The sequence below is a fragment of the Streptosporangium longisporum genome (genome assembly GCF_039534895.1).
Lineage (GTDB): Bacteria > Actinomycetota > Actinomycetes > Streptosporangiales > Streptosporangiaceae > Streptosporangium > Streptosporangium longisporum.
In genome coordinates this window covers 1-24,503 of record NZ_BAAAWD010000009.1, presented here as the reverse complement: position 1 = coordinate 24,503, position 24,503 = coordinate 1, and the positions used below count along the sequence as shown (strand labels likewise).

Sequence of the window (24,503 nt, the reverse complement as noted above, 5' to 3'; positions counted from 1 at the left end):
GCCCGCCCGCGAGACGTTTTCACGGACCCCACGGGCGCCGGTGGACGGGTCCTCCGGGGGCCGAGCCGTCCTTGCGGACCGGGACCCTCCGGAGAGGCGGCTCCGGCCACACGGGCCGCCTCCGAGGCGAACGGGCCCTCAGAGGCGCACGGCCCCTCAGGGGCACACGATCCGCCCTCAGGAGACCCGGCCCCTCGGGAGCACACGGACCGGAGTACCCGGGCCCTCAGGAGCACCCGGCCCCTCAGGGGCGGACGGCCCCGACGAGACGGCGGCCGTAGGCCGACAGCGGGACGACCTTGACCACGTCGCCGGTCTGTGGGGCGTGCACGATCTTGCCGTCACCCGCGTACATGCTGACGTGCCCCAGGCCCTCGCTGAAGATGAGGTCCCCCGGCTGCAGGTCGTTCAGCGAGACCTTGCGGCTCGCGCCCCAGCTCCACTGCTGCCAGGTCGTCCGGGGGATGCTGACCCCGCCGGTCCGCCAGGAGGCCTGCACCAGGCCCGAGCAGTCCCAGCCGCCGGGGCCGGTGCCGCCGTACTGGTAGGGCTTGCCCACCTGGGCGAAGGCGAACTGCAGGGCGGCGCGGGCGTTGCCCGAGGCGGCGCCGTTGTACTGGATCCCGGCGCTGTCGGGGTCGCCCTGGCGGAAGGCGCCGAGCTCGCGCAGGAGCTTGGTCTGGACCTTGACCATCCTGTCGGCCTTGGCCTTCTCCTCGGCGAGCTCGTCGCGGGTCTCGTCGGCCTCGGCCAGCACCTCCTTGGCCTTGTCCCGGTTGGTCCGCAGCTCCTTGGTGGCCTGGCCGAAGGCGGTGAGGGAGCGGGCCCGGGAGGCGGCCATCTGGTCGGCGGCGGCCAAGCCGCTGAGCAGCGCCGCGGGGTCGGGCTGGACGACCATGCTCTCCCAGCCGGTGAGCGCGCCGGACTGGTAGCTGCTGACGGCCATCGAGACGAGTTCCTCGCGCAACCCGGCGACCCGCTCGCTCTGGCGGGCCAGGTCGCCGTTGAGCGTCCGGTACTTCTTCCTGGCCCGCTTCCACTTCTCCGCGGCCTGGTTGTACTTCTCCACGACCTGGTCGGCCTGCTCGTTGAGCTTGGCCAGCTTCTTCCTGGCCTGGGCGAGGGTGGGCTTGGGCTCCGCGACCGCTCCGCTCACCGGCACCATCAGCAGCGCGAGGGCGAGACCGGCCGCCACCGGTATCCGACTCAGTCCAACCGGCATGCCCGCCACGGCCACGTCAACGCCTCCCAGATACACAGACCTGCGGCGAATAGTACAGAAGAAGTAATGATTGGCTCACCTTTTCGCCGGGTTTGCCCCAAACGGGTAGCCGTTCCTTCCGCCGCAGGTCATGTCCGCCGGGCAGCGGCCCCCCGCTACCGGCAGACGGCGACGGCGCAGACCTTGGCGGTCATCCTCCTGGCGTCGCGCAGCTGGACGGTCCAGTCGCCCGCGGCGGGCTTGGAGTACTCCCCGGCCCACTGGTAGATCAGGACCGCGCTGCCCTTCCTGACCAGCACGCTCCGGTCACCGCCCACCCCGGCCTTGCCGCGGTAGTAGACCTGGCCGGAGACCCTCAGCGCCTCATCGCCGAGCCCGGCCTGCCGCGCGTGGGCGTAGCGGTAGGTGGAGCCGGACTGGGTGTCGGACCGGCACGCGACCAGGGCCGCGCGGACCTGGGAGACCGCCCTGGCCGCGTCGGCCGGTGAGCGGTACAGCACGACCTGCTCGACCTTCATGAAGTCCGGCACCGCGGTGTAGGTCACCGTCCGCGCGGCCAGGCGGCCGGTCCTGGCCAGCGTGCTCCGGTCGCAGGGGTTCACCGCCAGCCGGGTCCTCACCGAGCCGCTGACCTTCCAGGTCGTCTCGGGGTCGTCGTCCTTCTTCGCGGCGTCCTTCTCGTACAGCAGGAAGCCCTTGGGGATCGCGGCCGTCCCGGTGGACGCGGTGCCGCCGACGGGGGCGGCCGCAGCGGCGGTGGCGGGTGCGGCGGTGGCCGCGGCGGTCAGGACGGTGAGGGCGAGGGCTATGATCTTCTTCATCGGGTAATCCTCCTGGATCATTCGATGCGCGAACCACCCGAAAGGTTCACGCACGACCCAGGCGACGCAGCAGGAGGACCGCGGGCACCGGCCGGGCCCCCATCCTGCGGACCGAGTCGGCCACCTCCCGGTCGGAGGAGACCACCGCGACGGCCCGTCCCGTGGGCTCGGCGCGGACCAGCTGGCGGATCAGGTCGTCGGCGATCTGCCCGGGGGCGCTGAACATCACGCGCACCCCGCGCGGCGCCGACACCGGGACCGGCCCGTTCAGCTCCGCGCCGTCGAAGACGCAGGTCAGCTCGGTACGGGTCTGCGCATAGAGCGCTCCCAGACCGGTGAGCAGGCGGCTGCGCTGGTCGGCGAGGGTGAAGGTGCCGTAACCGGACTTGGTCACGTTGTAGCCGTCCACGATGAGGTGGATCTGCGGCAGCGCGAGCAGCTGGTCGAGCAGGGCGGGGTCGTCGTCGGCCAGCGCCCGCGCCGGGACCGCCTGGACGCCCTGGCTTCCCGGGGCCACCGCGGCCACCGAGTCGGCGGGACGGTGGATGCCCGACGGCAGCGCCAGCTCCCTGCGCAGCCCGGCCGCGGCGTCCTGGAGGGCGTCCAGCAGCATGCGCACCTTGGTGTCCTCCACGCTGCGGCCCTCGCGGGCGGCCCTGCGGGTGGCCTCCAGCTGGCGCTCGGCGTCGGCCAGGCGCTCACGCAGGCGGCGCAGCTCGCTCTCGGTCGCGCTTCCGGCCGAGACCGCGGTCGCCTTGACCTCGGCCGCGGCCTCCTCGGCCGCGACGGCGCGCGCCTCGGCGGCCCTGGCCCGCTCCCGGGCGTCGTGCAGCCGGTGACGCAGGTCGGACACCTCCGAGCGGGAGGACCGCAGCTGCTCGCGCAGCCGCTCGGCCTCGTCCTTGGCCGCGGCCTTCTGCGCGGCGAGCTGCTCGCGCAGCCGGGTGACCGTCTGCTCCTGCGCCGACCCCTCGGCGGCCACGGCCGACCGCTCCAGGTCCTCCCGGGCCGTCTCCACCATCTCCGCCCAGCCCGGCGGCCGGGTCAGATAGGCGGCGGCGGCCACCATCACCGGCTCGGCGGCCGGCGGGACGGTGCCCTCGGCCAGGCTGGCGACCAGCTCGGGCCAGCCGGCGGTCAGGGTCTCGGCGACCAGCTCGCGGAACTTCTTGTCGGTCTCCAGCTGCGCCGCGATGGGCGTGCCGCCGAGCTTGGCGCGCTTGCGCGGGTCGAACCTGGCGATCCCCTTCAGGGGCGCGGGGACCGAGGCGGCGGGCATCGACCCGAGGATCTGGGAGGCCAGCTCCACGACGTGTGAACGGACCTGCTCGGGTAACGGACGAGACAGGCCCTCTCCGGCTGAACTCATCACGGCCCCTACTCGGATCGGCATTCACGTCAAGGGTACGGCTAGCGCACCCTGACCCCGACCTGACCGAAGACGACCGGCGCCCGGCCCGCCGGTGAACCCTTTATGGACAAGCGATTGCTCATAGGTTACGACTGTGCGGATCACTTTGTGACCTACGCCACGGGAGAGCGATGGACGAGCGGCACGAACGGGTCGAGGGGATGCGGACCTCCACCCGTGACCTTGCCGAGGTACGCGAGCGGCTGCGCACCTGGCTCACCGGCAGGGTCGGGGCACCCGTCACGATCTCCAGGATCGCCCATCCGTCGGGGAACGGGCTGTCCAGCGAGACCCTGATCTTCGACGCGCGATGGACCTCCGGCGGCGAGGGCCGCGAAGTCCACGAGGGCCGCGAGGGCCGCGAGATTCGCGAGACCCATGAGGCGCGGTGCGTGGCCCGGATGGCGCCGGCGAGCGAGGCGGTGCCGGTCTTCCCCGACTACGACCTGGGCAGGCAGTGCGAGGTCATGCGGCTGGCCAGGGAACGCGCGGGCGTGCCCGCCCCGGCGACCCTGTGGTACGAGCCCGACCCCGGCCCGCTGGGCACCCCGTTCTTCGTGATGGAGCGCCTGGAGGGGGACGTGCCGCCGGACCTGCCGCCGTACACCTTCGAGGGCCGGTTGCTGGAGGCCTCCCCGGCCGACCGCGAACGGCTGCAGCGGCACAGCGTGGAGATCCTGGCCAGGTTGCACGGCACCGCGCTCACCGCCGGGGAGACGGCGGCACTGGAGCCCGCGGGGACGGGCGGGACGGCGCTGCGCAGGCACGTCGACGAGCAGCGCGCCTACTACGCGTGGGCGCACGGCGCGATGCCGATCCCGCTGCTGGAGCGGGCGTTTTGCTGGCTGGAGGAGCACTGGCCGGACGATCCCGGCCCCGACGTGCTGAGCTGGGGGGACGCCCGCATCGGGAACGTGATGTACCGGGACTTCACCCCGGTGGGGGTGCTGGACTGGGAGATGGCCACGATCGCCCCCCGGGAGCTGGACCTCGCATGGATGATCTTCCTGCACCGGTTCTTCCAGGACGTCGCCGAGTCCATGGGCCTGCCGGGCCTGCCGGACTTCATGCGCTCCGAGGACGTGTGCCGCACGTACCGGGAGCTGACCGGGTACGCCCCCCGGGACATGGAGTTCTACGAGACCTACGCCGCGCTGCGGCACGGGGTCATCATGGCCCGCGTCTGGCAGCGCCGCGTCCACTTCGGCGAGCTGCCCATGCCCGCCGACCCCGACGACCTGGTGCTGCACCGGCACCGGCTGGAGCGGATGATCGCGGGAGATCGCCGCAGCTGAGCGGCGCCCGCCCGCGGGGCTCCCGGGGTCGTCCCGCGGGGGCCCCGGAGGGGGAGGCGGCGCGCTAAATGTCGGTCGGGGCTTCTAGGGTCGGGAATCGTGGACTACGCCGTACAGGGAACGCTCGACGAGCTGGGCACGCCGCTCAGCGAGGTCACCTTCGTCGTTTTCGACCTGGAGACCACCGGCGTCTCGGCGGCCGAGCACGCCATCACCGAGATCGGGGCGGTCAAGGTCAGGGGCGGCGAGGTGCTCGGCGAGTTCGGCACCCTCGTCGACCCCGGCTCGCCGATCCCGCCGTTCATCTCGGTGCTGACCGGCATCACCGACGGCATGGTGGTGGCCGCGCCCAGGATCGGGGCGGTGCTCCCGTCGTTCCTGGAGTTCGCCGCGGGCTCCACCCTGGTCGCGCACAACGCCGGGTTCGACATGGGCTTCCTCAAGGCGGCCTGCGCCGCCCACGACTACCCCCCGCCCGGCCATCCGGTGGTCGACACCGTGGACCTGGCGAGGCGGCTGCTGACCCGCGACGAGGCGCCCAACGCCAAGCTCGCCACCCTGGCGAAGATGTTCAGCCGCACCGAGCCCTGCCACCGGGCCCTCGCCGACGCGCGGGCCACCGCCGACGTGCTGCACGCGCTGCTGGAGCGGGCCGGCTCGTTCGGGGTGCACACGCTGGAGGAGCTCAAGGGCTTCGTCCGCGCGCCCACGCCCGAGCAGCGCCGCAAGCGCCACCTGGCCGACTCCGTGCCCTCCGGCCCGGGCGTGTACGTGTTCGAGGACGAGGGCGGCGACCCGCTCTACGTCGGCAAGAGCGTCGATCTGCGCAACCGCGTGCGCAGCTACTTCACCGCGGGCGAGACCCGGCCCCGTATCCGCGAGATGGTCGGCATCGCCGCGCGGGTCAGGTCCATCTCCTGCGCTACCGCGCTGGAGGCGGAGGTCAGGGAGCTGCGGCTGATCGGCTCGGCCAAGCCCCGCTACAACCGCAGGTCGCGTTTTCCGGAGAAGATGTTCTGGCTCAAGCTGACCGACGAGCCGTTCCCCCGCCTGTCGGTGGTCCGCGAGATCAAGGACGACGACGCCTCCTACCTGGGCCCGTTCTCCAGCACCCGCGCCGCCGAGGACGCCCGCGCGGCGCTGCACGAGACGATCCCGCTGCGCCAGTGCACCGAGCGGATCACCCTGCGCTCACGGCGGTCGGCCTGCGCGCTCGCCGAGATCGGCCGGTGCGGGGCACCGTGCGAGGGCCGCGAGAGCCCTGAGGAGTACGCCGTGCACGTGGTCGCGGCCCGCCGGGCGCTGGAGCTGGACGCGGCCCCGGTCTTCTCGGCCATCGAGGCCCGGATGGAGCGCCTGGCGCTCGACCAGCGCTACGAGGAGGCCGCGGCCGACCGTGACCGGCTGGCCGCCTACGTGCGCACCTCGGCCCGGATGCAGCGGCTGCGGTCGCTGACCGCGATCCCCCAGCTGGTCGCCGCCGCCCCGCTCCCCGGCGGCCGGTGGGAGATCCACGTGGTGCGCTACGGCCGTCTCGCCTCGGCCGGGGTGATGCCCTCCGGAGCGCATCCCACCCCGTTCGTCGACGCGCTGACGGCCACCGCGGAGACCGTGTCCCCCGGGGCCGGGCCGGTGCACGCGGCCAGCGCCGAGGAGACCGAGTGCGTGCTGCGCTGGCTGGAGTCGCCCGGGGTGCGGCTGGTGCAGGTGGAGGGCACCTGGAGCCTGCCCGTCTCGGGAGCCGGGAGGCTCAAGGCGCGCATCGACCGCGCCTACCAGGGGGGCGAGCCGCGCCGGGCGCGCGAGGGCCGCCCGCTGCGCTGAGCGCCGCGCGGGACGGCACTGGTAGCTTCTGAGACGGCAGGCAGCACTCAACGAGGAGGAAGCTCGTGGTCACCGCGATCGTGCACATCAACGCCGAGGTGGACCGGATCCCCGAGGTCGCCCAGACGATCGCCGAGATCGACGGGGTGAGCGAGGTCTACTCGATAACCGGCGAGTACGACCTGATGGCCATGGTCCGGGTGAGCGCCTACGAGGAGATCGCCGAGGTGGTCCCCGGGCGGATCAACAAGGTGGCCGGGGTGCTGCACACCGAGACGCACATCGCCTTCCGGGCCTACTCCCGGCACGACCTCGACGCGGCCTTCTCGATCGGCCTGGGCGAGTCCGACTAGCCCCCGCGCCCGCTCCCCCGGCTCGCCGGTGCGGCCGGGGCTCACCTCACCGGCGGTGGGCAGCCTGGCCCGTACCTCGAAGCCCCCGCCGCGCAGGACGCCGGCCTCCAGCGTCCCGCCGAACAGGACGGCGCGCTCACGCATGCCGAGCAGGCCGGCCCCGGCGGCCCCCGGCGGACCGGAGTGCCCGTCGTCGCGGACGGACACCTCCAAAAAGCCCGGCCGCCAGCGCAGCGTGACGCGCGCCGAATCCGCCCCGGCGTGCCGCAGGGTGTTGGCGAGCGCCTCCTGGACGATCCGGTAGGCCACCAGCTCCAGGGCGAGCCCGACCTCGGCGGGGCGGCCGTCCTCGACCACCTCCACCCGCAGCCCCCTCGCCCGGATCCCGGCGAGCAGGTCGCCCAGGTCCGACAGCCGGGGCTGGGGCGTCCTGCCGGTGGAGGGACCGTCGAGGTCCAGCAGGGACAGGGCACGCTGGAGCTCGACCAGCGCCTGGCGGCCGGCCTCCTCGGCCACCCTGAGGGTCTCCCTGGCCCGTTCGGGATCCTTGCTCATGATCATCCGTCCGGCGCCCACGCCGAGCGTCATCATGCTGATCCCCTGCGCGACGATGTCGTGCAGCTCCCGGGCGATGCGCGCCCGGCGCTCGGCGAACCGGGCGCGGGCCAGCTCGCGCTGCCGGCCGGCGTCCGCGGCCTCCCAGGATCTCAGCCTGAGCAGCAGCAGCCTGCGCTCGCGCACCAGGACCACGACGGTCAGGCAGAGAGCCGGCGTCACGCACGCCAGCAGGAGGGGGAGCATCTGCCCGATCGGGGAGTCGGCACGCCACATGGAGGCAATCTAGAGCGCTCCCCGCGGGGGTCACATCCCCTCGTGGGCGGATCTTCGGTCCGTCCACGAGGGGAGGGACGCCGTCAGGAGCGCGGCCGGCTGACCTCGATCCAGCGCTCCAGGGTGGCGGCGGCGGCGCCGGAGTCGACGGCCCGCACGGCGCGCTCGTACCCGGCGGCCATCGCGGCGTCCAGGTCCTCGACGGCGCCGCTCGCGTCGCCGGAGGCGCCGTCGAGGGCGACCAGCGCGGCGGCGGCGTTCAGCAGCACGGCGTCGCGGACCGGGCCGGTGCGGCCGTCGAGGAGGTCGCGGACGGCCTGGGCGTTGAAGGTCACGTCCCCGCCGCGCAGCGCGTCCGGCTCGGCCCTGGGGATGTCCAGGACCGCCGGGTCGAACACGGTCCGCTCGGCCTGGCCGGCGCGCACCACCCAGACCGTGGAGGTCGTGGAGATGGTCAGCTCGTCCAGCCCGTCGTCGCCCCTGAAGACGAGCGCGGAGACGCCGCGCTCGGCGAACACGCCGGCCACCACGGGGAGCATGCGCGCGTCGAAGATGCCGATGGCCTGGGCGGCGGGCCTGGCCGGGTTGGTCATCGGGCCCAGGAAGTTGAAGACCGTGGGGATGCCCAGCTCCTTACGGGTCGGGCCCGCGAAGCGCAGCGCCGGGTGGTAGACGGGCGCGAAGCAGAAGGCGATCCCGGCCTCCACCGCGACCCTGGCGGTCTCGGCCGGGGGCAGGTCGAGCACGATCCCCAGGTGCTCCAGGACGTCGGCGGCGCCGCAGGAGGAGGAGGCGGCCCGGCCGCCGTGCTTGACGACCCTGGCCCCGGCCCCGGCGGCCACGATCGCGGCCATGGTCGAGACGTTGACGGTGTGCGCCCGGTCCCCGCCGGTGCCGACGACGTCGACGACGGGGCCCTCGACCGACAGCGGCACGGCCCGCTCCAGCATGATGCGCGCCAGGCCGGCCACCTCGGCGACCGTCTCGCCCTTGGCCCGCAGCGCCACGGCGAAGCCGGCGATCTGGGCGGGGGTGGCCGAGCCGGACATGATCTGGTCCATCGCCCAGGCGGCCTCGTCGGCCGTCAGGTGCTCACCCGCGAGCAGGGCGGACAACAGCGCGGGCCAGGTGGTACGCGCGTCCATGAAGGTCTCCAGGGGGGTCGTCGCCGGGGTTCTCTACCGGGCGGGCAGGCGGGTGGACAGGCGGCGGCGCATCAGGTCGGCGACGGTCTCGGCGAGCACGACCGGGTCGATCGGGTGCCCCAGCACGGCCTCGGCGCGCGACCACTCGGCCAGCCAGCGGTCGGCGCTGCGGGCGATCAGCAGGCAGATCGGCGGGCAGTCGTGCACCTCGTCCTTGGCCTGGCGGGCCACGCCCATGCCCCCGGCCGGCTTGGCCTCGGCGTCGAGCACGGCGACGTCGATCTCACCGGAGTCGAAGTACTGGACGACCTTGGCGTGGGTGGCGCACTCCACGATCTCCACGAAGGGCACGTCGGCGGCGGGGCGGCGGCCGACGGCCTGGCGGACCCGCTCGCGGGTGCTCGCGTCGTCGCTGTAGACGAGGATCCTCATCGTCGTGTCGTCGGTGCTCACGGTCGCGCTCACTGTCCCTCGTCCGTCGATGTATGGTCACCTGGGATGCTACCGGTCTGCCGCCCCCGGCTCCCAGACCGGAGCCACTGCCGGGTGAATTGCCCCGTACGTCCACTTCGGGGGGGCGTATGCGCTCCCTATCGGGGGGGGCGTGCGGCGACCCGAGCAGGAGAGCCGCAATAATGCTGCCCGTGGCGACAGCATCCGCAATCTCAACGACGACGACAGCACATTCGTCCCGCCGGCCCGATCTGGTCAGCGTGGGGACGATCGTCTGGCTGTCCTCCGAGCTCATGTTCTTCGCGGCGCTGTTCGCGATGTACTTCACCATCCGGTCGGTGACCATCGGCCAGGGGCAACCCTGGCCCGAGGCTCACCTGAACGTCCCGTTCTCCCTGGCCAACACGGTCATCCTGGTCCTGTCGAGTGTGACCTGCCAGCTGGGCGTGTGGGCTGCCGAGAAGGGCCAGGTCGCCAAGCTGCGCTTCTGGTACATCGTCAGCTTCCTGATGGGCGCCGTCTTCGTCGGCGGCCAGCTGTACGAGTACAGCCAGCTGGTCCACGAGGGGCACACGCTGTCGCACTCCGCGTACGACTCGGTGTTCTATCTGACCACGGGTTTCCACGGCCTGCACGTGACCGGTGGGCTGATCGCGTTCCTGCTCATGCTGGGACGCACGTACGCCGCGAAGCGCTTCACCCGTGAGCAGGCGACCAGCGCGATCGTCGTGTCCTACTACTGGCACTTCGTGGACGTGGTCTGGATCGGCCTTTTCGTGACCATCTACGGAATTCAATAAGGAATCGGGGATCTCTGTGAATAGGATCACCGCTGGGCGGCGGCATCCCCTCGCGAGATACGCCGTCCTGCTCCTGGCCCTGGGGCTGATCGGCGGGCTCTACACCGTCGCCCTGGCGGCCTCCACCCCCCGGCAGGCCGACGCGGCGATCGCGTCCGGCAGGGCCGACGACGTGGCCGAGGGCAAGAAGCTGTTCGAGCGCAGCTGCTCCAGCTGTCACGGGCGCAACGCCGAGGGCACCGGCCAGGGGCCGACCCTGATCGGCGTCGGCTCGGCCTCCGTCGACTTCCAGGTCGGCAGCGGGCGCATGCCCCTGGCCAACCCGTCGTCGCAGGCCCCGCGCAAGCCCGTGGCCCCCTGGGTCACCCGGGACACGCTGCGCCAGCTCGGCGCCTACATCCAGTCCCTGGGCGGTGGCCCGGTCACGCCGGACGACGACATGGTCGACGCCAGCAAGGGCGACGCGGTCAAGGGCGGTGAACTGTTCCGGGCGAACTGCATCCAGTGCCACAACTTCGTCGGCGCGGGCGGCGCACTGACCCAGGGCAAGTACGCCCCGCCGCTGCACCAGGCCACCGAGCGGCAGATCTACGAGGCCATGGTCACCGGCCCGCAGGCGATGCCGGTGTTCAACGACAGCATCATCACCCCCGAGCAGAAGCGGGACATGATCGCCTACATCGTGGGCGTGCGCAACGAGCCCGACCCGGGCGGCGCCGGTCTCGGCCGCATCGGCCCGGTCACCGAGGGTCTGGTGGCCTGGATCGTCGGCCTGAGCCTGCTCTCCCTGGCCGCCATCTGGATCACCGCGAAGAGGCGACAGGCCAAATGACTGAGAACAACCACGGCACAGAACAGCCCGAGGAGCGCGCGCCCAAGCGCGTCATCGGCACTCCCTCGCCCGCGGCGGGCACCTCGATGCTCGGCACCACCGAGCAGGCCGCCCGGCCCGCGGACGTCCAGGTCCCCGGGGTCGTCCCGCAGGACGAGGCGACCGCGAAGAAGGGCGAGCGCTACGCCGCCCTCTGCTTCGCCGTCGCCTTCCTGGCCGGGATCGCCTTCGTCGCGTCATACGTGATCTTCCAGGTCGGCGACGTCGCGAAGACGCAGACCTCCAACTTCGCGCTGGGCGGCACGCTCACCCTGGCGCTGCTCGCGCTGGCCGCGGGCATGGTGACCTGGGTCCGCATGGTGATGCCGAAGTACAGCCTGGTCCAGGAGCGCCACCCGATGGCCTCCGACCCCGCGACCAGGGCCTACGTCGGCGAGACCTTCCTGCAGGGCGCGGCCGAGAGCGGGATCACCAAGCGCCCGCTGCTGCGGCGCACCCTGCTGGCCGCCGCCGCCCCGCTGGGCCTGGCCCCGCTGGTGCTGCTGCGCGACCTCGGCCCGAGCTACACGAACTTCCCCGAGAAGCTGCGGCACACCGTCTGGGGAGAGAAGACCAAGGACGGCAAGCCCCGCAAGCTGCTCGTCGAGGGAAGCGGCTCACCCATCCGGGCGGCCGACTTCAACTCCCCCGGCGGCATCCTGTCGGTGGTCCCCGAGGGCTACGAGCACGACCTGAACGCGCTGGCCAAGGCCACGCTGATCCTGATCAAGTTCCGTCCCGAGGAGCTCAGGTCCGGGACGAACCTGAACTGGACGCACGACGGGATCGTGGCCTACTCCAAGATCTGCACGCACGTCGGCTGCCCCGCGGCCCTGTACGAGCAGACCACCCACCACATCCTGTGCCCGTGCCACCAGTCGACCTTCGACGCCGCCGACGGCGCCAAGGTCATCTTCGGCCCGGCCGCCCGCCCTCTGCCCCAGCTGCCCATCGCCGTGGATAATGAGGGGTACCTCGTTGCTACGGCGGACTTCGCCGTCCCTGTCGGTCCCAGCTTCTGGGAGCGTGGCGACGCCGAGGCCGAGGCCCGTGAGAACGGAGCCAAACAAAAATGAGTGTCGAAAGCGTTCCCAAGCCCATCGCGGGCGCGGGTAACTTCGTCGACGACCGCCTCGGGGCGGGGAACTTCCTCCGGCGCAACCTGCGGAAGATCTTCCCCGACCACTGGTCGTTCCTCCTCGGTGAGATCGCTCTCTACTCGTTCATCATCCTCCTGCTGACCGGCACGTTCCTGACCCTGTTCTTCAAGCCGAGCATGGCCCACGTGGAGTACGCCGGCTCCTACGACGCGCTCCGCGGCGTCATGATGTCCGAGGCGTACGCGTCGTCGCTGTCGATCAGCTTCGACGTGCGCGGCGGGCTGCTGATGCGCCAGATGCACCACTGGGCGGCGCTGCTGTTCATCGGCGGCATGATGATCCACGCGCTGCGGGTGTTCTTCACCGGCGCCTACCGCAAGCCCCGCGAGCTCAACTGGCTGATCGGCGTGCTGCTGCTGACGCTGGCGCTGGCCGAGGGCCTGACCGGCTACTCCCTGCCCGACGACCTGCTCTCCGGCGCGGGCCTGCGGATCACCGAGGGTGTGGCGATCTCGCTGCCGCTGGTCGGCACCTGGATCACCTTCTTCCTCTTCGGCGGCGAGTACCCGGGCGAGGACGTCATCTCCCGGTTCTACTCCCTGCACATCCTGCTGATCCCGGGCATCCTGCTGGCGCTGATCAGCGCCCACATGATCCTGATGTGGGTGCAGAAGCACACCCAGATGTCGGGCAAGGGCCGCACGAACGAGAACGTGGTGGGCTCGCCCTTCTACCCGGCCTTCATGATCAAGGCCGGCGCCTACTTCATGTTCACGTTCGGGGTCATCGCGCTGCTGGGCACCTTCGCCCAGATCAACCCGATCTGGCTGTTCGGTCCCTACACCCCGGCCGACATCTCGGCCGGTTCGCAGCCCGACTTCTACATGGGCTTCCTGGAGGGCTCGCTCCGCCTGATGCCCGCCTGGGAGATCAACCTCTTCGGTCAGGCCGGGGGAACGCTCGCGATGAGCGTGCTGATCCCCGCCCTGGTGCCGATGGGCATCATCATGACGGGCCTGGCTCTCTACCCGTTCATCGAGCAGTGGGTCACCGGCGACCGGCGCGAGCACCACATCGCCGAGCGTCCCCGCAACAACCCGCACCGCACCTCGATCGGCATGGCCGCGGTCACCTTCTACGGTGTCCTGTGGCTGCTCGGCGCCAACGACGAGATCTCCGCGTTCTTCCAGGTCTCGCTGAACTGGACGACCTACATCGGCCGCTTCCTGATCATCGCCGGGCCGGTGGTGGCGTACATCATCACCTACCGGGTCTGCCTGGGCCTGCAGCGCAGCGACGCGGAGATCCTCAGCCACGGCGTGGAGTCCGGCGTGATCAAGCGTCTCCCCCACGGCGAGTACATCGAGGTGCACGTCCCGCCGCACGAGGCCATCGCGGCCCACATGCGCCGGGAGACCGTCCCGGTCATCACCGACGGGAACACCGGCCGCGACGGCATCCCCTCCAAGGGGATGCGCGGCCCGCTGGGCAGGCTCCGCGCCAGGATGAGCCAGGCCTACGGCGGCGAGAAGATCCCGCTGGAGGCAGGGCACGGAGACGGCCACGGCGACGACCACGGTCACGACGAGCCCGCAGCGGTCGGCAAGGGCGAGGACAGGTCCCTGACCCGCTGACCGCACCACGCCCGGGAGCCCGTGAGGTCTCACAGGCCCTCAGGGGCACCCAGAGGCCACGGCCGTACGTGAGGGGGCCCGGACACCGGAAACGGCGTCCGGGCCCCCTCTCGTGCGCCTGGGGCCCGCCGCGGGGCTCGCACGGGCCTTGTGCGCGCGTGCGGGCCTCGGTGGCCGCGCAGGAGTCAGACGTCGTCGGTGGTGAAGTGCTTGAGGCTGCTCCACTTCAGCCACTGCCGCCAGCTCTCCTGCCAGTGCCCCCAGCCGTTGGTGGGCTCCAGGATGCGGGGCGAGCCGGTGATGATGATCGGGTCCCCGATCAGCGTGTTGTCCAGGAACCACTTGGCGTTGGACGGGCTGACGTTGACGCAGCCGTGGCTGACGTTGGAGTACCCCTGGGAGCCGACCGACCAGGGCGCGCTGTGGATGTACTCGCCGCTGTTGGAGATGCGCACGGTGTCGTAGACGGTCAGCCGGTAGTACCCCGCCGAGCCCGGCCCGATCCCCGGCGAGGTCATGACGGTCACGTTCTCCCGGGACATGGCCAGGTGCACGCCGCTGGTCGTGTGGTACTTCCACACGCCCCCCTTGCCGGCGCTCATCGGGATCTCCCGGACGACCCTGCCGTTGCGCCGCACGGTGAGGTGGTGGGACAGCACGCTGCCCCGGGTGATCTGCGAGCGGCCGATCCTGAAGTCGACGGCCCGGTTTGCCGCGCCGTACAGGCCGGCGCCGCCGCGTACCCCGGCGAGGCGGGCCTGCACGCGGACCCTGGTGCCGGCCGGCCAGTACCTCTTGGGGCGGAAGTGCACGTTGCGGTCGTCGAACCAGTGCCACGCGCCCAGCACGGGCCGGGAGGTCTTCACCGACAGGTGGCGCTCGATCGAGACCCGGTCGGAGACGTCCCGGTCGAAGGTGATCATGATCGGCATGCCGACGCCGACGGTCAGGCCGGTGTCGTCCCGGTTCGGGGTGATGTTCTGGATCGCGAACGTCTCCCTGGCCTTCACGGTCGAGAACGAGGAGGTGGTCCGGGTGGCGGTGCCCGCGGGGTTGACGGCCGTCGCCTGGACCTCGTAGGAGGCCCCTGGAGCCGCCGTGCCGCGGCTGCGCCACTGGGTACCGTCGGCGCTGAGAACGCCCGCCAGCGGCTTCTTGGAGCCCTTCACGGCCCTGACGGCGACCTGGGTCAGCGTGCCGCCCTGGGCGGCGACCACGATCGGCGTGTCGGTGGCCACGCCGGTCGCCCCGTTCAGGGGCGCCACGGTGACCAGGGCCGCGGCCGCGGGCGAGGAGGCCGGCGCGGATCCGCCCGGCGTGGCGGTGCTCGTCGAGCAGGAGGCGGTCACCAGGGCGAGGGCCAGCAGTCCGGCCCCGGCCCCCCGGCTCGAACCGCGGATAGCGTGCCCCACATGAACTCCCCTGTCCGGATCGAACCACTCATTCAGTTATTACCCGGAGTAGGCGGTCCGCCACGGAAGACATCCACCGCGAGCACCCAATAAACGACAAAAAGCGGGCCACGGAGGATTTCCGTGGCCCGCCTCGTGGCGCGGGTGCCGGGAGGTCAGTGCGAGAAGTTGCCCCGGTAGTACTCGAAGACGAACCCGATGGTGGCCATCAGGACCGCGAAGACGCCGATCAGGAACAGCCACCAGCCGATGACCAGGCCGACCGCGGTGAGCGCGACCGCCAGGCAGACGAACAGCGGCCACCAGCTGTGCGGGCTGAAGAAGCCGAGCTCCCCGGCGCCGTCGGCGATCTCGCCCTGCTTGTCGTCCTCGGGCTGCTCGCCGATGCGGCGGGCCGTGTACATCAGGTAGTAGCCGATCATGAACGCGAAGCCCACCGAGATGGCCATCGCGGTCGTGCCGACCGGCTCCTTGGACCAGTACCAGTAGACGACGTCCACGGCGGCGAAGAACACGCCGCAGAGGATGAACAGCCAGCCCTGGACCTTCATCGGGCCTCCTCCTTCTCCAGCTCACCGGGGGTCTGGGCGTACGGGCGCTTGAGGTCGAACGCGGGCCGCTCGGACCTGATACGGGGCAGGGAGGTGAAGTTGTGCCGGGGCGGCGGGCAGGAGGTCGCCCACTCCAGGGAGTTGCCGTATCCCCACGGGTCGTCCACCGTGATCCGCGGCGCGGTCTTGGCGGTCTTCCACACGTTGTACATGAACGGCAGCGTGGAGGCGCCCAGCAGGAACGCGCCCACCGACGAGACCATGTTCAGGTCGGTGAAGCCGTCGATCGGGCTGTAGTCGGCGTAGCGGCGCGGGAAGCCCTGCGCGCCCAGCCAGTGCTGGACCAGGAAGGTGGTGTGGAAGCCGATGAACAGCGTCCAGAAGTGGACCTTGCCCAGCCGGTCGTTCAGCATCGTGCCGGTGAACTTGGGCCACCAGAAGTAGAACCCGGCGAACATGGCGAACACCACCGTGCCGAAGACCACGTAGTGGAAGTGCGCGACCACGAAGTAGGAGTCGGCCACCTGGAAGTCCAGCGGCGGGGACGCCAGGATGACGCCGGTCAGGCCGCCGAACAGGAACGTCACCAGGAAGCCGATCGCGAACAGCATCGGCGACTCGAACGACAGGTGGCCGCGCCACATGGTGCCGATCCAGTTGAAGAACTTCACCCCGGTGGGCACCGCGATGAGGAACGTCATGAACGAGAAGAACGGCAGCAGCACCTGGCCGGTGGCGAACATGTGGTGCGCCCACACCGTGATCGACAGGCCCGCGATGGCGATGGTGGCGCCGACCAGGCTGATGTAGCCGAACAGCGGCTTACGGCTGAAGACCGGGATGACCTCGGTGATGATGCCGAAGAACGGCAGCGCGATGATGTAGACCTCGGGGTGGCCGAAGAACCAGAACAGGTGCTGCCACAGCAGCGCGCCACCGCTCTGGGGGTCGAAGATGTGCGTGCCGAGCTTGCGGTCGGCCTCCAGCGCCAGCAGCGCGGCGGCCAGAACCGGGAAGGCCATCAGCACCAGGATCGAGGTGAGCAGGATGTTCCAGGTGAACATCGGCATCCGGAACATGGTCATTCCGGGCGCGCGCATGCAGATGATCGTGGTGATGAAGTTCACCGAGCCGAGGATCGTGCCCAGACCGCTGATGGTCAGCCCGACGATCCACAGGTCGGCGCCGATGCCGGGAGAGAAGATCGCGTCCGACAGCGGGGCGTAGGCGGTCCAGCCGAAGCTGGCCGCGCCGCCCGGGGTGATGAACCCCGCCAGCGCGATCGTGCTGCCGAAGGCGAAGAGCCAGTAGCTGACCATGTTCAGCCGCGGGAAGGCGACGTCGGGGGCGCCGATCTGCAGCGGCATCAGCTCGTTGGCGAACCCGGCGAACAGCGGGGTCGCGAACATCAGCAGCATGATCGTGCCGTGCATGGTGAACAGCTGGTTGAACTGCTCGTTGCTGATGAACTGCAGGGCCGGCTGCGCCAGCTCCGCCCTCATGACCAGCGCCATCACGCCGCCGATCAGGAAGAAGACGAACGAGGTGATCAGGTAGAGGTGTCCGATGATCTTGTGATCGGTGGACGACGCCCACTTGGTGATCACCAGGCCCTTGCGGGTCGGCGTCGCCGGGGAGAGGACGAGGGGATTGTTGACTGCTGTCACTGGGCACCGGCCTGGCTAGCGATGTACTGGTCGAACTCGGCCGCGGGCACGAGCTTCACCGAGAAGAGCATCCGGCTGTGGTCCACACCGCACAGCTCGGCGCAGCGCCCGGCGTAGACGCCGGGCTTGTCCAGCGTCCGCACCTCGAACCTGTTGTCCACGCCCGGGATCACGTCCAGCTTGAAGTGGAACGCCGGGATCCAGAAGGAGTGGATGACGTCGGGCGAGCTGAGCTGGAACTTGACGCTCTTGCCGACCGGCAGCACGAGCTGCGGGCCCTTCATGTAGTTCTCCGCCGGCATGCCGGCCACCTGCACGGTCTTGCCGGCCGACTCGGTGGTGAAGCGCCAGCTCCACTGGAAGCCCTCCACCTTGACCGTGACGTCAGGCTTGGGGGACATGGTGGTGATGTAGTTCTGGTCCCTGGCGGTGAAGAAGAAGAACACGCCGACCATGATGATCGGGATCACCGTGTAGAGGATCTCGATCGGCAGGTTGTACCGCACCTGGGGCGGCAGCTCGTCGGGGGAGTTCTTCCTCTTGCGGTGGAAGGCGACGGACCACAGGATCAGCCCCCACACGACCACGCCGGTGCCGAGGGCCGCGATCCACGAGCCGTTCCACAGGCTCTGGACGGCGTTGGACTGCTCGGTGATGCCCTCGGGCAGGCCGGCTCGGGACCAGTCTTCGGCACTGCACGCCGTCAGGGAAACCAGCGGCAGCGCCAGAGCGGCGGCGCGTGGCACCCGGCGGCGGGCCAACGGACGCCGTGCAGAACGGCGGGTCGGACTCACGGATCGCCTACCCCACAGATGAAGCCCAGGAGTCGCTCCTGGGAGATCGTTTGTTCACGTTCAGGTTTTCGTAGTCAGCAGCTTCACGCTGGGGGACACATTAGCGCGACCATGGGCCGCCCTCCCGCCCAGCCCCCGCCCGCACCGCGCGTGGTGCGACGATTGGGAGCGTGGCGTACTTCGACGCGGCCTCCACGGAGCCGCTGCACCCCCAGGCCCGCGAGGCCCTGATCGCGGCCCTGGACGTCGGCTGGGCCGATCCCGCGAGACTGTACGGTTCGGCCCGCCGGGCCAGGATGTTACTGGAACAGGCCAGGACCGAGGTGGCGGAGGCCCTGGGCGCCAGGCCGGACGAGGTCTCGTTCACCTCCTCGGGGACCCAGGCGGTGCACCTGGGCGTGCTCGGCACCCTGCACGGGCGGCGCCGGGCCGGGCGGCGCCTGGTGACCTCGGCGGTGGAGCACTCCAGCGTGCTGCACGCCGCGGGCATCCACGAGCGCGACGGCGGGGCGGTCGAGACGGTCGGCGTCGGCATCACCGGCGCGGTCGAGGCGGGTGCGTTCGCCGAGGCGGCCGGTGCCGAGGGCACGGCGCTGGCCTGCCTGCAGAGCGCCAACCACGAGGTCGGCACCCTGCAACCGGTGGCCGAGGTCGCCGAGGCGTGCGCCGGGGCGGGGGTGCCGCTGCTGGTGGACGCCGCCCAGACCGCGGGCCGGATGCCGCTGCCCGGCGGGTGGTCGGTGCTGGCCGCGAGCGCCCACAAGTGGGGCGGCCCGGCCGGGGTGGGGATCCTGGTGGTCCGCAAGGGCACCCGCTGGCGCAGCCCGCTGCCCGACGACGACCGTGAGCGCCGCAGGGTCCCGGGGTTCGAGAACGTCCCGGCGATCGTCGCGGCGGCGGCGGCGCTGCGCGCCACCGTGGCCGAGTCGGCCATCGAGTCGGCCAGGATCGCCGCGCTCGTGGACCGGATCAGGACCGAGGTCGCCCGGACGGTCCCGGACGTCGAGGTGATCGGCGACCCGGTGGCGCGGGCACCGCACATCGTCACGTTCTCGTGTCTCTACGTGGAGGGTGAGGCACTGCTGACCGAACTCGACAGGGCCGGATTCTCGGTATCGTCCGGCAGCTCGTGCACGGCGAGTACGCTTCGTCCGTCGCATGTTTTGGAGGCCATGGGCGTGCTCACGCACGGGAACGTACGGGTGTCGCTGCCCCGAGGCGCCTCGGCGACGGATGTCGACCGCTTCCTGTCCGTCCTGCCGGACGTGGTGCGCAGGATCCGTGAGGAGGCGGGGGTAAAGCTGTGATCAACTTTCGGGGAGTGAGAAGGTCATGACGTCCAGCCAGGCCACCCCGGCGGATTCCGCCCAGCCTCCGGCCCTGACCATCGACGCGTTGGGCAAGAAGTGCCCGATCCCCATCATCATGCTGGCCGAGCAGATCAACCTCGTGCCGCTCAACGGGATCGTCTCGGTGCTGGCCGACGATCCCGCCGCCTTCAACGACATCCCCGCGTGGTGCCGGCTGAAGTCGCACGGCACGTGGCCAGTTACGAGCTCCCCCAGCGGGGCTGGGCCATCCACGTGCGGCGTAATTACTGATCTGCCCTTAAATCGGGTATGTCCCCTCCGTAAGTCCGACCAGAGGAATCGGGGGGACGACATGAGCGGTGAGACCGCCAGAGATCTGATGCACGCCGGGGTCCGGTGCGTCGAGGCACACGAGACGCTCGACCGGGCGGCGCAGATGATGCGCGACATGAACGTGGGCGCGCTGCCCATCTGCGGCAGCGACGACCGGCTGAAGGGGATCATCACCGACCGCGACATCGTGATCAAGTGCGTGGCCCACGGTCAGGACCCGTCCAAGATCACCGCCGGGGAGCTGGCCACCGGCCTGGTCTGGGTCTCCGCGGACGCCGGCGTCGCCGAGGCGCTGGCCAAGATGGAGCAGAACCAGATACGGCGGCTGCCGGTGATCGAGAACGGCCGCATCATCGGCATGATCAGCGAGGCCGACCTGGCCAGGCACCTGCCGGACGACAAGATGGCCGAGTTCGTCCACCGCGTCTACGCGGGCAGCTGACACCCGTCCCGCGCGGACGGTCCGGACCGGGCACGCGGACGGCCGGAACGCACCGCGCGGAGGCGGAAACGGACGACCGGAAACGGACGGCCGGAAACGGGCGGGCGGAACCCGCCGCGCCCGGCCCCGCGGCGCGAGGGCGCGGCGGGGCCGGGCGCGGTGACACGGCGACGGGGCCGGGTCCCGGTACGGGTGACGGCCCCGGCCACCGGAGGCGGCGAGATGCGCCGGATCAGGCGTAGTGGCAGTTCAGGAAGCCCGACACGTCCGAGGCGGCGTCGACGCCGTAGGCGCCGGTGAGGCGCTCCAGGAAGACCTTCCGGCCGAGCTCGTACTCCTGGCCGCCGACGCGCTCCAGGACGTGGGTGGCGACGAGGTTGCCGACCTGGCCGCAGCGCTCCAGGGGCAGCCCCCAGGCCACGGCGGACAGGAAGCCGGAGCGGAAGGCGTCGCCCACCCCGGTGGGGTCGGCCTTGCCGAGCTCGGGCGCGGCGGGGATGTGCAGGGACGGCTCGCCCTTGCGGTCGATGACGACGCCCTTGGGGCCGAGCGTGGTGACGCGGACGGCGACCCGGTCGAGGATCTCCGCGTCGCTCCAGCCGGTCTTCTGCTCGATCATGCCCTTCTCGTAGTCGTTGCCGAACAGGTAGCGGCACCGTCGACGAGCTGGCGGATCTGGTCCCCGGCATGCGGGCGAGCTGCTGGGAGGGGTCGGCCGCGAACGGGATGCCCCGCTGGCGCGCCTCGTCGGTGTGCCTGAGCATCCCCTCGGGGTCGTTGGGACTGATCAGCACCAGGTCCAGGCCGCCGAGCCGGTCGACGATGGGGCCCAGTTCGATCAGGCGGGCCTCGGCCATCGCGCCGGTGTAGAACGAGGCGATCTGGTTGTGGTCCTCGTCGGTGGTGCACAGGAACCGGGCGGTGTGGTGGACCTCGGAGACGTGCACGGAGTCACAGTCGACGCCGTGACGCTCCAGCCAGGAGCGGTAGTCGGCGAAGTCCGCGCCGACCGCGCCGACCAGGACGGGCCGCAACCCCAGGCAGCCCATGCCGAAGGCGATGTTTGCCGCGCAGCCGCCACGGCGGATCTGCAGGTCGTCCACCAGGAACGACAGGGACACCCGGTCGAGCTGCTCGGCGATGAGCTGGTCGCCGAAGCGCCCGGGGAAGGTCATCAGGTGGTCGGTCGCGATGGAGCCGGTGACGGCGATGCGCACGGGGCTGTTCTCCTCGTTGTCGGCATCTGGAAACAGGGGCGTCGAGCCTCGCAAGAATACGCGACAGCGCGGGCGCGCGAAGGCCCCGCGGGGTGACGGATGTCATCCCGCGGGGCCTTCGCGATCTCGTCCTACGGGACGAGCCGCCCCGTCCGGACCGGCCGTGCGCGCCCGGTCAGTTGAACGAGTCGCCGCACGCGCACGAACCCGTGGCGTTGGGGTTGTCGATCGTGAAACCCTGCTTCTCGATCGTGTCGACGAAGTCGACGGTGGCACCCACCAGGTAGGGGGCGCTCATCCGGTCGGTGACCACGCTCACGCCGTCGAAGTCGGAGACGACGTCGCCGTCCATCGAACGGTCGTCGAAGAAGAGCTGGTAGCGCAGGCCGGAACAGCCACCGGGCTGCACGGCCACGCGCAGCTGGAGTCCCTCCTCGCCCTGCTGCTCCAGCAGGCTCTTGACCTTCGCGGCGGCCGCGGAACTGAGGATCAGGCCCTGCGCCGTGGTCTGGCTGCTCTCAACCGACATGTGGTGACTCCCGCGTCTGCGTCAGCCGCTCCCCGGGAACGGCTGTCTGTGTATGACGTCCTTCTCAGACGCTACCAACACCCGTCCCGGTGCACACATTCCTGGAAGGCCGCAGACTCCTCGGCCGGATCCGGGACCCCCTCCCGGCGAACGGGACCTGCGGGACGTGTGTCATCATTAGTCGTCACTTCGACGATAAGGGGGTGTGGCCGTGACGACCACCGAGACCGGGCTTCCGCTCTTCGTCCTCGGCAGGGGTGTCGACCCGCACAGCGAGCGCGGCGTCGACTGTCCGGCGAGCTGCCGTCCGCGTCCGACCCGGCGCTGGTGGAGCGCGCCCGGCGGGCCAAGGCGGCGCTCGGCGAGCGGGTCTTCGTCCTGGGCCACCACTACCAGCGCGACGAGGTCATCCGGTTCGCCGACGTGACCGGCGACTCGTTCAAGCTCGCCCGGGAGGCCGCGGCCCGGCCGGACGCCGAGTACATCGTCTTCTGCGGCGTGCACTTCATGGCCGAGTCCGCCGACATCCTCACCTCCGCCTCGCAGAAGGTCGTGCTGCCCGACCTGGCGGCCGGGTGCTCGATGGCCGACATGGCCACCTTCGACCAGGTCGAGGAGTGCTGGGAGGTGCTCCAGGACGCCGGGATCGCGGACGTCACCGTCCCCGTCACCTACATGAACTCCAGCGCCGACATCAAGGCGTTCTGCGGGCGCAACGGCGGTGCCGTCTGCACCTCCTCCAACGCCAGGCGCGCCCTGGAGTGGGCCTTCCAGCGCGGCGAGAAGGTGCTCTTCCTGCCCGACCAGCACCTGGGCCGCAACACCGCGGTGCTGGAGATGGGCCTGAGCCTGGACGACTGCGTGGTCTACGACCCGCACCGGCCGGGCGGCGGCCTGACCCCCGAGCGGCTGGCCGCGGCCACGGTCATCCTGTGGAAGGGGCACTGCTCGGTGCACGGCCGCTTCAGCGCCCAGTGCGTGGACGACGTGCGCGCCCGCATACCCGGGGTCAACGTGCTGGTCCACCCCGAGTGCAGGCACGAGGTGGTCACCAAGGCCGACCACGTCGGCTCGACCGAGTACATCATCAAGAAGATCGAACAGGCTCCGGCCGGGTCCTCCTGGGCGGTGGGCACCGAGCTGAACCTGGTCAAGCGGCTCGGCGCCATGTTCCCCGACAAGAACGTGACGTTCCTGGACCGGACCGTCTGCTACTGCTCGACGATGAACCGGATCGACCTGCCGCACCTGGTCTGGGCGCTGGAGTCGCTCGCCGCAGGCCAGGTCGTCAACCAGATCACCGTGGACGACGACACCGCCCACTGGGCCAAGGTCGCGCTGGACCGGATGCTGGCCCTGCCCTGACCCCTCCCTGGGCCGTGATCACGGCCGGGGCGGGGAGCGGGGACGGGCCCCGGCGGGTGGTCGACCCGCCGGGGCCCGCCGGGTGCCGGGAACCTGTCGCGTACCCGGGTTCGGGGGGCGATCGGGGGACACCGCCCGGGCTGGGCCTACTCCAGCTCGTACACCACCCTGACGCTGACCGACACGTCGCGGCGGCCGGGGCTGATCGAGGCCTTGTCCGCGATCCCGGCGGCGCCGTAGACCGGTGTCGGCGGGGTGAAGCTCTGCTCGCTGATCTCCAGGGGGATGCCGAGCTGGCGCCCGGCGAGCTTGGCGTACTGCACGGCACGGGCCCTGGCGTCCCTGAAGGCGATCTCGCGCGCCGCCCTGAGCGGCACGCGGTTGTCGGAGACCTCGAACGACACGCCGTCCAGCCGGACCGCCTCACCGGCCGCGACCGCCGCGTCGACCACCTCGTCCGCGGAGTCGATGTTCCTGACCACGGCCTCGACGCCCTGCGCGGCCCGGTAGCCGGAGATCGTGGGATATTCCTTGTACTCGGGCCCCAGGGAGAGCTCGTCGGTCCTGAGGTCCTTGGCCGCGGACCCCGGCCGCGAGCAGTGCCCGCGTCAGCGCGGCGGCGGCGGGCGCGGGCGGCGGTGAAGGCCTCGTCCCTCGCGGTGGGACGGCGCACCTCCACACCGGTGTCCAGGCGCATGACGTCGGGGTGAACGACATCACGCCCTCCCCCGTCACGGTGATCTGGGGACGGTCCACCTCGACGGCCGCCGTGGCGGGCTCGGCGTCGGCGAGCGCGGTGCCGCCGAACAGCCCGGCGGAGACGAGGGCGGCCGAGACCACCGCCTGTGACATCTGATCATAAGGTCATGGCATCACGGGTCCCGGCCGCGGCGGGCGCGCCCGCCGCGGGGCCTGTCGTGTCTTGGCCGAATCCCGGTACGGACGTTTACCCGCACCCGGCCGGGCTCGGGTGGGGTCCGAGTGGTTTCCGGAGGAGATGACGGGAGATTCCCGGGACGGGGGTCAGATCCGGGTGAGCTCGCGCCACCGGGCCAGCAGCGCGGTGTCGCCCTCGACGACGTGGTCGCCGGCGCTCGCACCGTCCCCACAGCACCTGGAGCAG

Annotated in this window: 22 protein-coding genes and 3 pseudogenes; 12 read left to right on the top strand and 13 right to left on the bottom strand. The window is 71.1% G+C overall.

Translation table 11 applies throughout. From position 1 onward, the window contains the following. Positions 1–244: 244 nt before the first annotated feature. The 3 genes from ABD832_RS18155 to ABD832_RS18145 form a co-directional block, all read right to left on the bottom strand. Entirely contained in the window at positions 245–1,222 is a 978-nt protein-coding gene (locus ABD832_RS18155; protein WP_344896399.1) for a C40 family peptidase, read from the bottom strand. A gap of 155 nt (positions 1,223–1,377) precedes the next feature. Then, positions 1,378–2,043, bottom strand: a complete 666-nt coding sequence (locus tag ABD832_RS18150) for a hypothetical protein (protein WP_344896396.1) — start codon at positions 2,041–2,043, stop codon at positions 1,378–1,380. Positions 2,044–2,089: 46 nt separating this feature from the next. Next, positions 2,090–3,412 carry an NYN domain-containing protein gene (locus tag ABD832_RS18145; protein ID WP_344896393.1) on the bottom strand — a complete coding sequence of 441 codons (1,323 nt, stop codon included), beginning with the start codon at positions 3,410–3,412 and terminating at the stop codon, positions 2,090–2,092. Positions 3,413–3,585: 173 nt separating this feature from the next. On the opposite strand from ABD832_RS18145, the gene ABD832_RS18140 reads away from it, so the two are divergent. From ABD832_RS18140 to ABD832_RS18130, 3 genes are all read left to right on the top strand, one after another. Further along, positions 3,586–4,749, top strand: a complete 1,164-nt coding sequence (locus ABD832_RS18140) for a phosphotransferase family protein (RefSeq protein WP_344896390.1) — start codon at positions 3,586–3,588, stop codon at positions 4,747–4,749. A 99-nt stretch (positions 4,750–4,848) separates the two neighbouring features. Then, a complete protein-coding gene (locus ABD832_RS18135) occupies positions 4,849–6,573 on the top strand; it encodes a DEDD exonuclease domain-containing protein (RefSeq protein WP_344896387.1) in 1,725 nt (574 codons plus the stop codon). Positions 6,574–6,638: 65 nt separating this feature from the next. Next, on the top strand, positions 6,639–6,926 hold the full coding sequence (locus ABD832_RS18130) for an Lrp/AsnC family transcriptional regulator (RefSeq protein WP_344896809.1): 288 nt from the start codon (positions 6,639–6,641) through the stop codon (positions 6,924–6,926). Between the two features lie 66 nt (positions 6,927–6,992). Here ABD832_RS18130 and ABD832_RS18125 read toward each other — a convergent pair. From ABD832_RS18125 to ABD832_RS18115, 3 genes and pseudogenes are all read right to left on the bottom strand, one after another. Further along, a pseudogene (locus ABD832_RS18125) lies at positions 6,993–7,727 on the bottom strand (sensor histidine kinase); the annotation flags it as partial. A gap of 113 nt (positions 7,728–7,840) precedes the next feature. Further along, positions 7,841–8,902 carry an anthranilate phosphoribosyltransferase gene (gene trpD / locus ABD832_RS18120; RefSeq protein WP_344896384.1) on the bottom strand — a complete coding sequence of 354 codons (1,062 nt, stop codon included), beginning with the start codon at positions 8,900–8,902 and terminating at the stop codon, positions 7,841–7,843. A 33-nt stretch (positions 8,903–8,935) separates the two neighbouring features. Continuing rightward, on the bottom strand, positions 8,936–9,334 hold the full coding sequence (locus ABD832_RS18115; protein WP_344896806.1) for a hypothetical protein: 399 nt from the start codon (positions 9,332–9,334) through the stop codon (positions 8,936–8,938). A 149-nt stretch (positions 9,335–9,483) separates the two neighbouring features. On the opposite strand from ABD832_RS18115, the gene ctaE reads away from it, so the two are divergent. From ctaE to qcrB, 4 genes are read left to right on the top strand one after another with little or no spacing between them, the layout of a single operon-like run. Further along, complete coding sequence (ctaE, locus tag ABD832_RS18110) at positions 9,484–10,155, top strand: aa3-type cytochrome oxidase subunit III (protein ID WP_486389075.1); 672 nt, start codon at positions 9,484–9,486, stop codon at positions 10,153–10,155. Between the two features lie 16 nt (positions 10,156–10,171). After that, entirely contained in the window at positions 10,172–10,987 is an 816-nt protein-coding gene (qcrC, locus tag ABD832_RS18105; RefSeq protein WP_344896378.1) for a cytochrome bc1 complex diheme cytochrome c subunit, read from the top strand. Beyond that, positions 10,984–12,102 carry a cytochrome bc1 complex Rieske iron-sulfur subunit gene (qcrA, locus tag ABD832_RS18100; protein ID WP_344896375.1) on the top strand — a complete coding sequence of 373 codons (1,119 nt, stop codon included), beginning with the start codon at positions 10,984–10,986 and terminating at the stop codon, positions 12,100–12,102. The genes qcrC and qcrA overlap by 4 nt, the downstream gene beginning before the upstream one ends. Then, positions 12,099–13,760 carry a cytochrome bc1 complex cytochrome b subunit gene (qcrB, locus tag ABD832_RS18095; protein WP_344896372.1) on the top strand — a complete coding sequence of 554 codons (1,662 nt, stop codon included), beginning with the start codon at positions 12,099–12,101 and terminating at the stop codon, positions 13,758–13,760. Before qcrA ends, qcrB begins: the two co-directional genes overlap by 4 nt. Positions 13,761–13,945: 185 nt before the next feature. Here the strand turns inward: qcrB and ABD832_RS18090 are convergent, their stop codons facing one another. From ABD832_RS18090 to ctaC, 4 genes are all read right to left on the bottom strand, one after another. Beyond that, positions 13,946–15,172: a L,D-transpeptidase gene (locus tag ABD832_RS18090; protein ID WP_344896369.1), complete on the bottom strand. Its 1,227-nt coding sequence runs from the start codon at positions 15,170–15,172 to the stop codon at positions 13,946–13,948. A gap of 155 nt (positions 15,173–15,327) precedes the next feature. Then, positions 15,328–15,723 (bottom strand): cytochrome c oxidase subunit 4, encoded by a 396-nt coding sequence (locus ABD832_RS18085; RefSeq protein ID WP_344896367.1) that lies wholly within the window; start codon positions 15,721–15,723, stop codon positions 15,328–15,330. Beyond that, on the bottom strand, positions 15,720–17,390 hold the full coding sequence (gene ctaD, locus ABD832_RS18080; RefSeq protein ID WP_344896363.1) for an aa3-type cytochrome oxidase subunit I: 1,671 nt from the start codon (positions 17,388–17,390) through the stop codon (positions 15,720–15,722). The genes ABD832_RS18085 and ctaD overlap by 4 nt, the downstream gene beginning before the upstream one ends. Then, the gene (gene ctaC / locus ABD832_RS18075) at positions 17,387–18,136 is read right to left on the bottom strand and encodes an aa3-type cytochrome oxidase subunit II (RefSeq protein WP_344896360.1); all 750 of its coding nucleotides are present in this window, start codon (positions 18,134–18,136) and stop codon (positions 17,387–17,389) included. The genes ctaD and ctaC overlap by 4 nt, the downstream gene beginning before the upstream one ends. A gap of 218 nt (positions 18,137–18,354) precedes the next feature. Between ctaC and ABD832_RS18070 the strand changes: the two genes are divergently transcribed. From ABD832_RS18070 to ABD832_RS18060, 3 genes and pseudogenes are all read left to right on the top strand, one after another. Beyond that, positions 18,355–19,491 carry a cysteine desulfurase family protein gene (locus tag ABD832_RS18070; RefSeq protein WP_344896358.1) on the top strand — a complete coding sequence of 379 codons (1,137 nt, stop codon included), beginning with the start codon at positions 18,355–18,357 and terminating at the stop codon, positions 19,489–19,491. A 25-nt stretch (positions 19,492–19,516) separates the two neighbouring features. Next, positions 19,517–19,660 (top strand): annotated as a pseudogene (locus ABD832_RS18065) (sulfurtransferase TusA family protein); the annotation flags it as partial. Between the two features lie 186 nt (positions 19,661–19,846). Then, a complete protein-coding gene (locus ABD832_RS18060; RefSeq protein ID WP_344896802.1) occupies positions 19,847–20,269 on the top strand; it encodes a CBS domain-containing protein in 423 nt (140 codons plus the stop codon). Positions 20,270–20,501: 232 nt separating this feature from the next. Here ABD832_RS18060 and ABD832_RS18055 read toward each other — a convergent pair. Together ABD832_RS18055 and erpA are read right to left on the bottom strand one after the other, a co-directional pair. Further along, positions 20,502–21,486 (bottom strand): annotated as a pseudogene (locus ABD832_RS18055) (carbohydrate kinase family protein). A gap of 175 nt (positions 21,487–21,661) precedes the next feature. Further along, on the bottom strand, positions 21,662–22,015 hold the full coding sequence (gene erpA, locus ABD832_RS18050) for an iron-sulfur cluster insertion protein ErpA (protein WP_344896355.1): 354 nt from the start codon (positions 22,013–22,015) through the stop codon (positions 21,662–21,664). Positions 22,016–22,342: 327 nt separating this feature from the next. Here erpA and nadA point away from each other — a divergent pair, with 327 nt between their 5' ends. Next, entirely contained in the window at positions 22,343–23,380 is a 1,038-nt protein-coding gene (gene nadA / locus ABD832_RS18045; protein WP_344896353.1) for a quinolinate synthase NadA, read from the top strand. Between the two features lie 146 nt (positions 23,381–23,526). Here the strand turns inward: nadA and ABD832_RS18040 are convergent, their stop codons facing one another. After that, on the bottom strand, positions 23,527–23,928 hold the full coding sequence (locus ABD832_RS18040; RefSeq protein ID WP_344896799.1) for an SIMPL domain-containing protein: 402 nt from the start codon (positions 23,926–23,928) through the stop codon (positions 23,527–23,529). A gap of 158 nt (positions 23,929–24,086) precedes the next feature. Here ABD832_RS18040 and ABD832_RS18035 point away from each other — a divergent pair, with 158 nt between their 5' ends. After that, entirely contained in the window at positions 24,087–24,236 is a 150-nt protein-coding gene (locus ABD832_RS18035; protein ID WP_344896349.1) for a hypothetical protein, read from the top strand. Positions 24,237–24,503 lie beyond the last annotated feature (267 nt).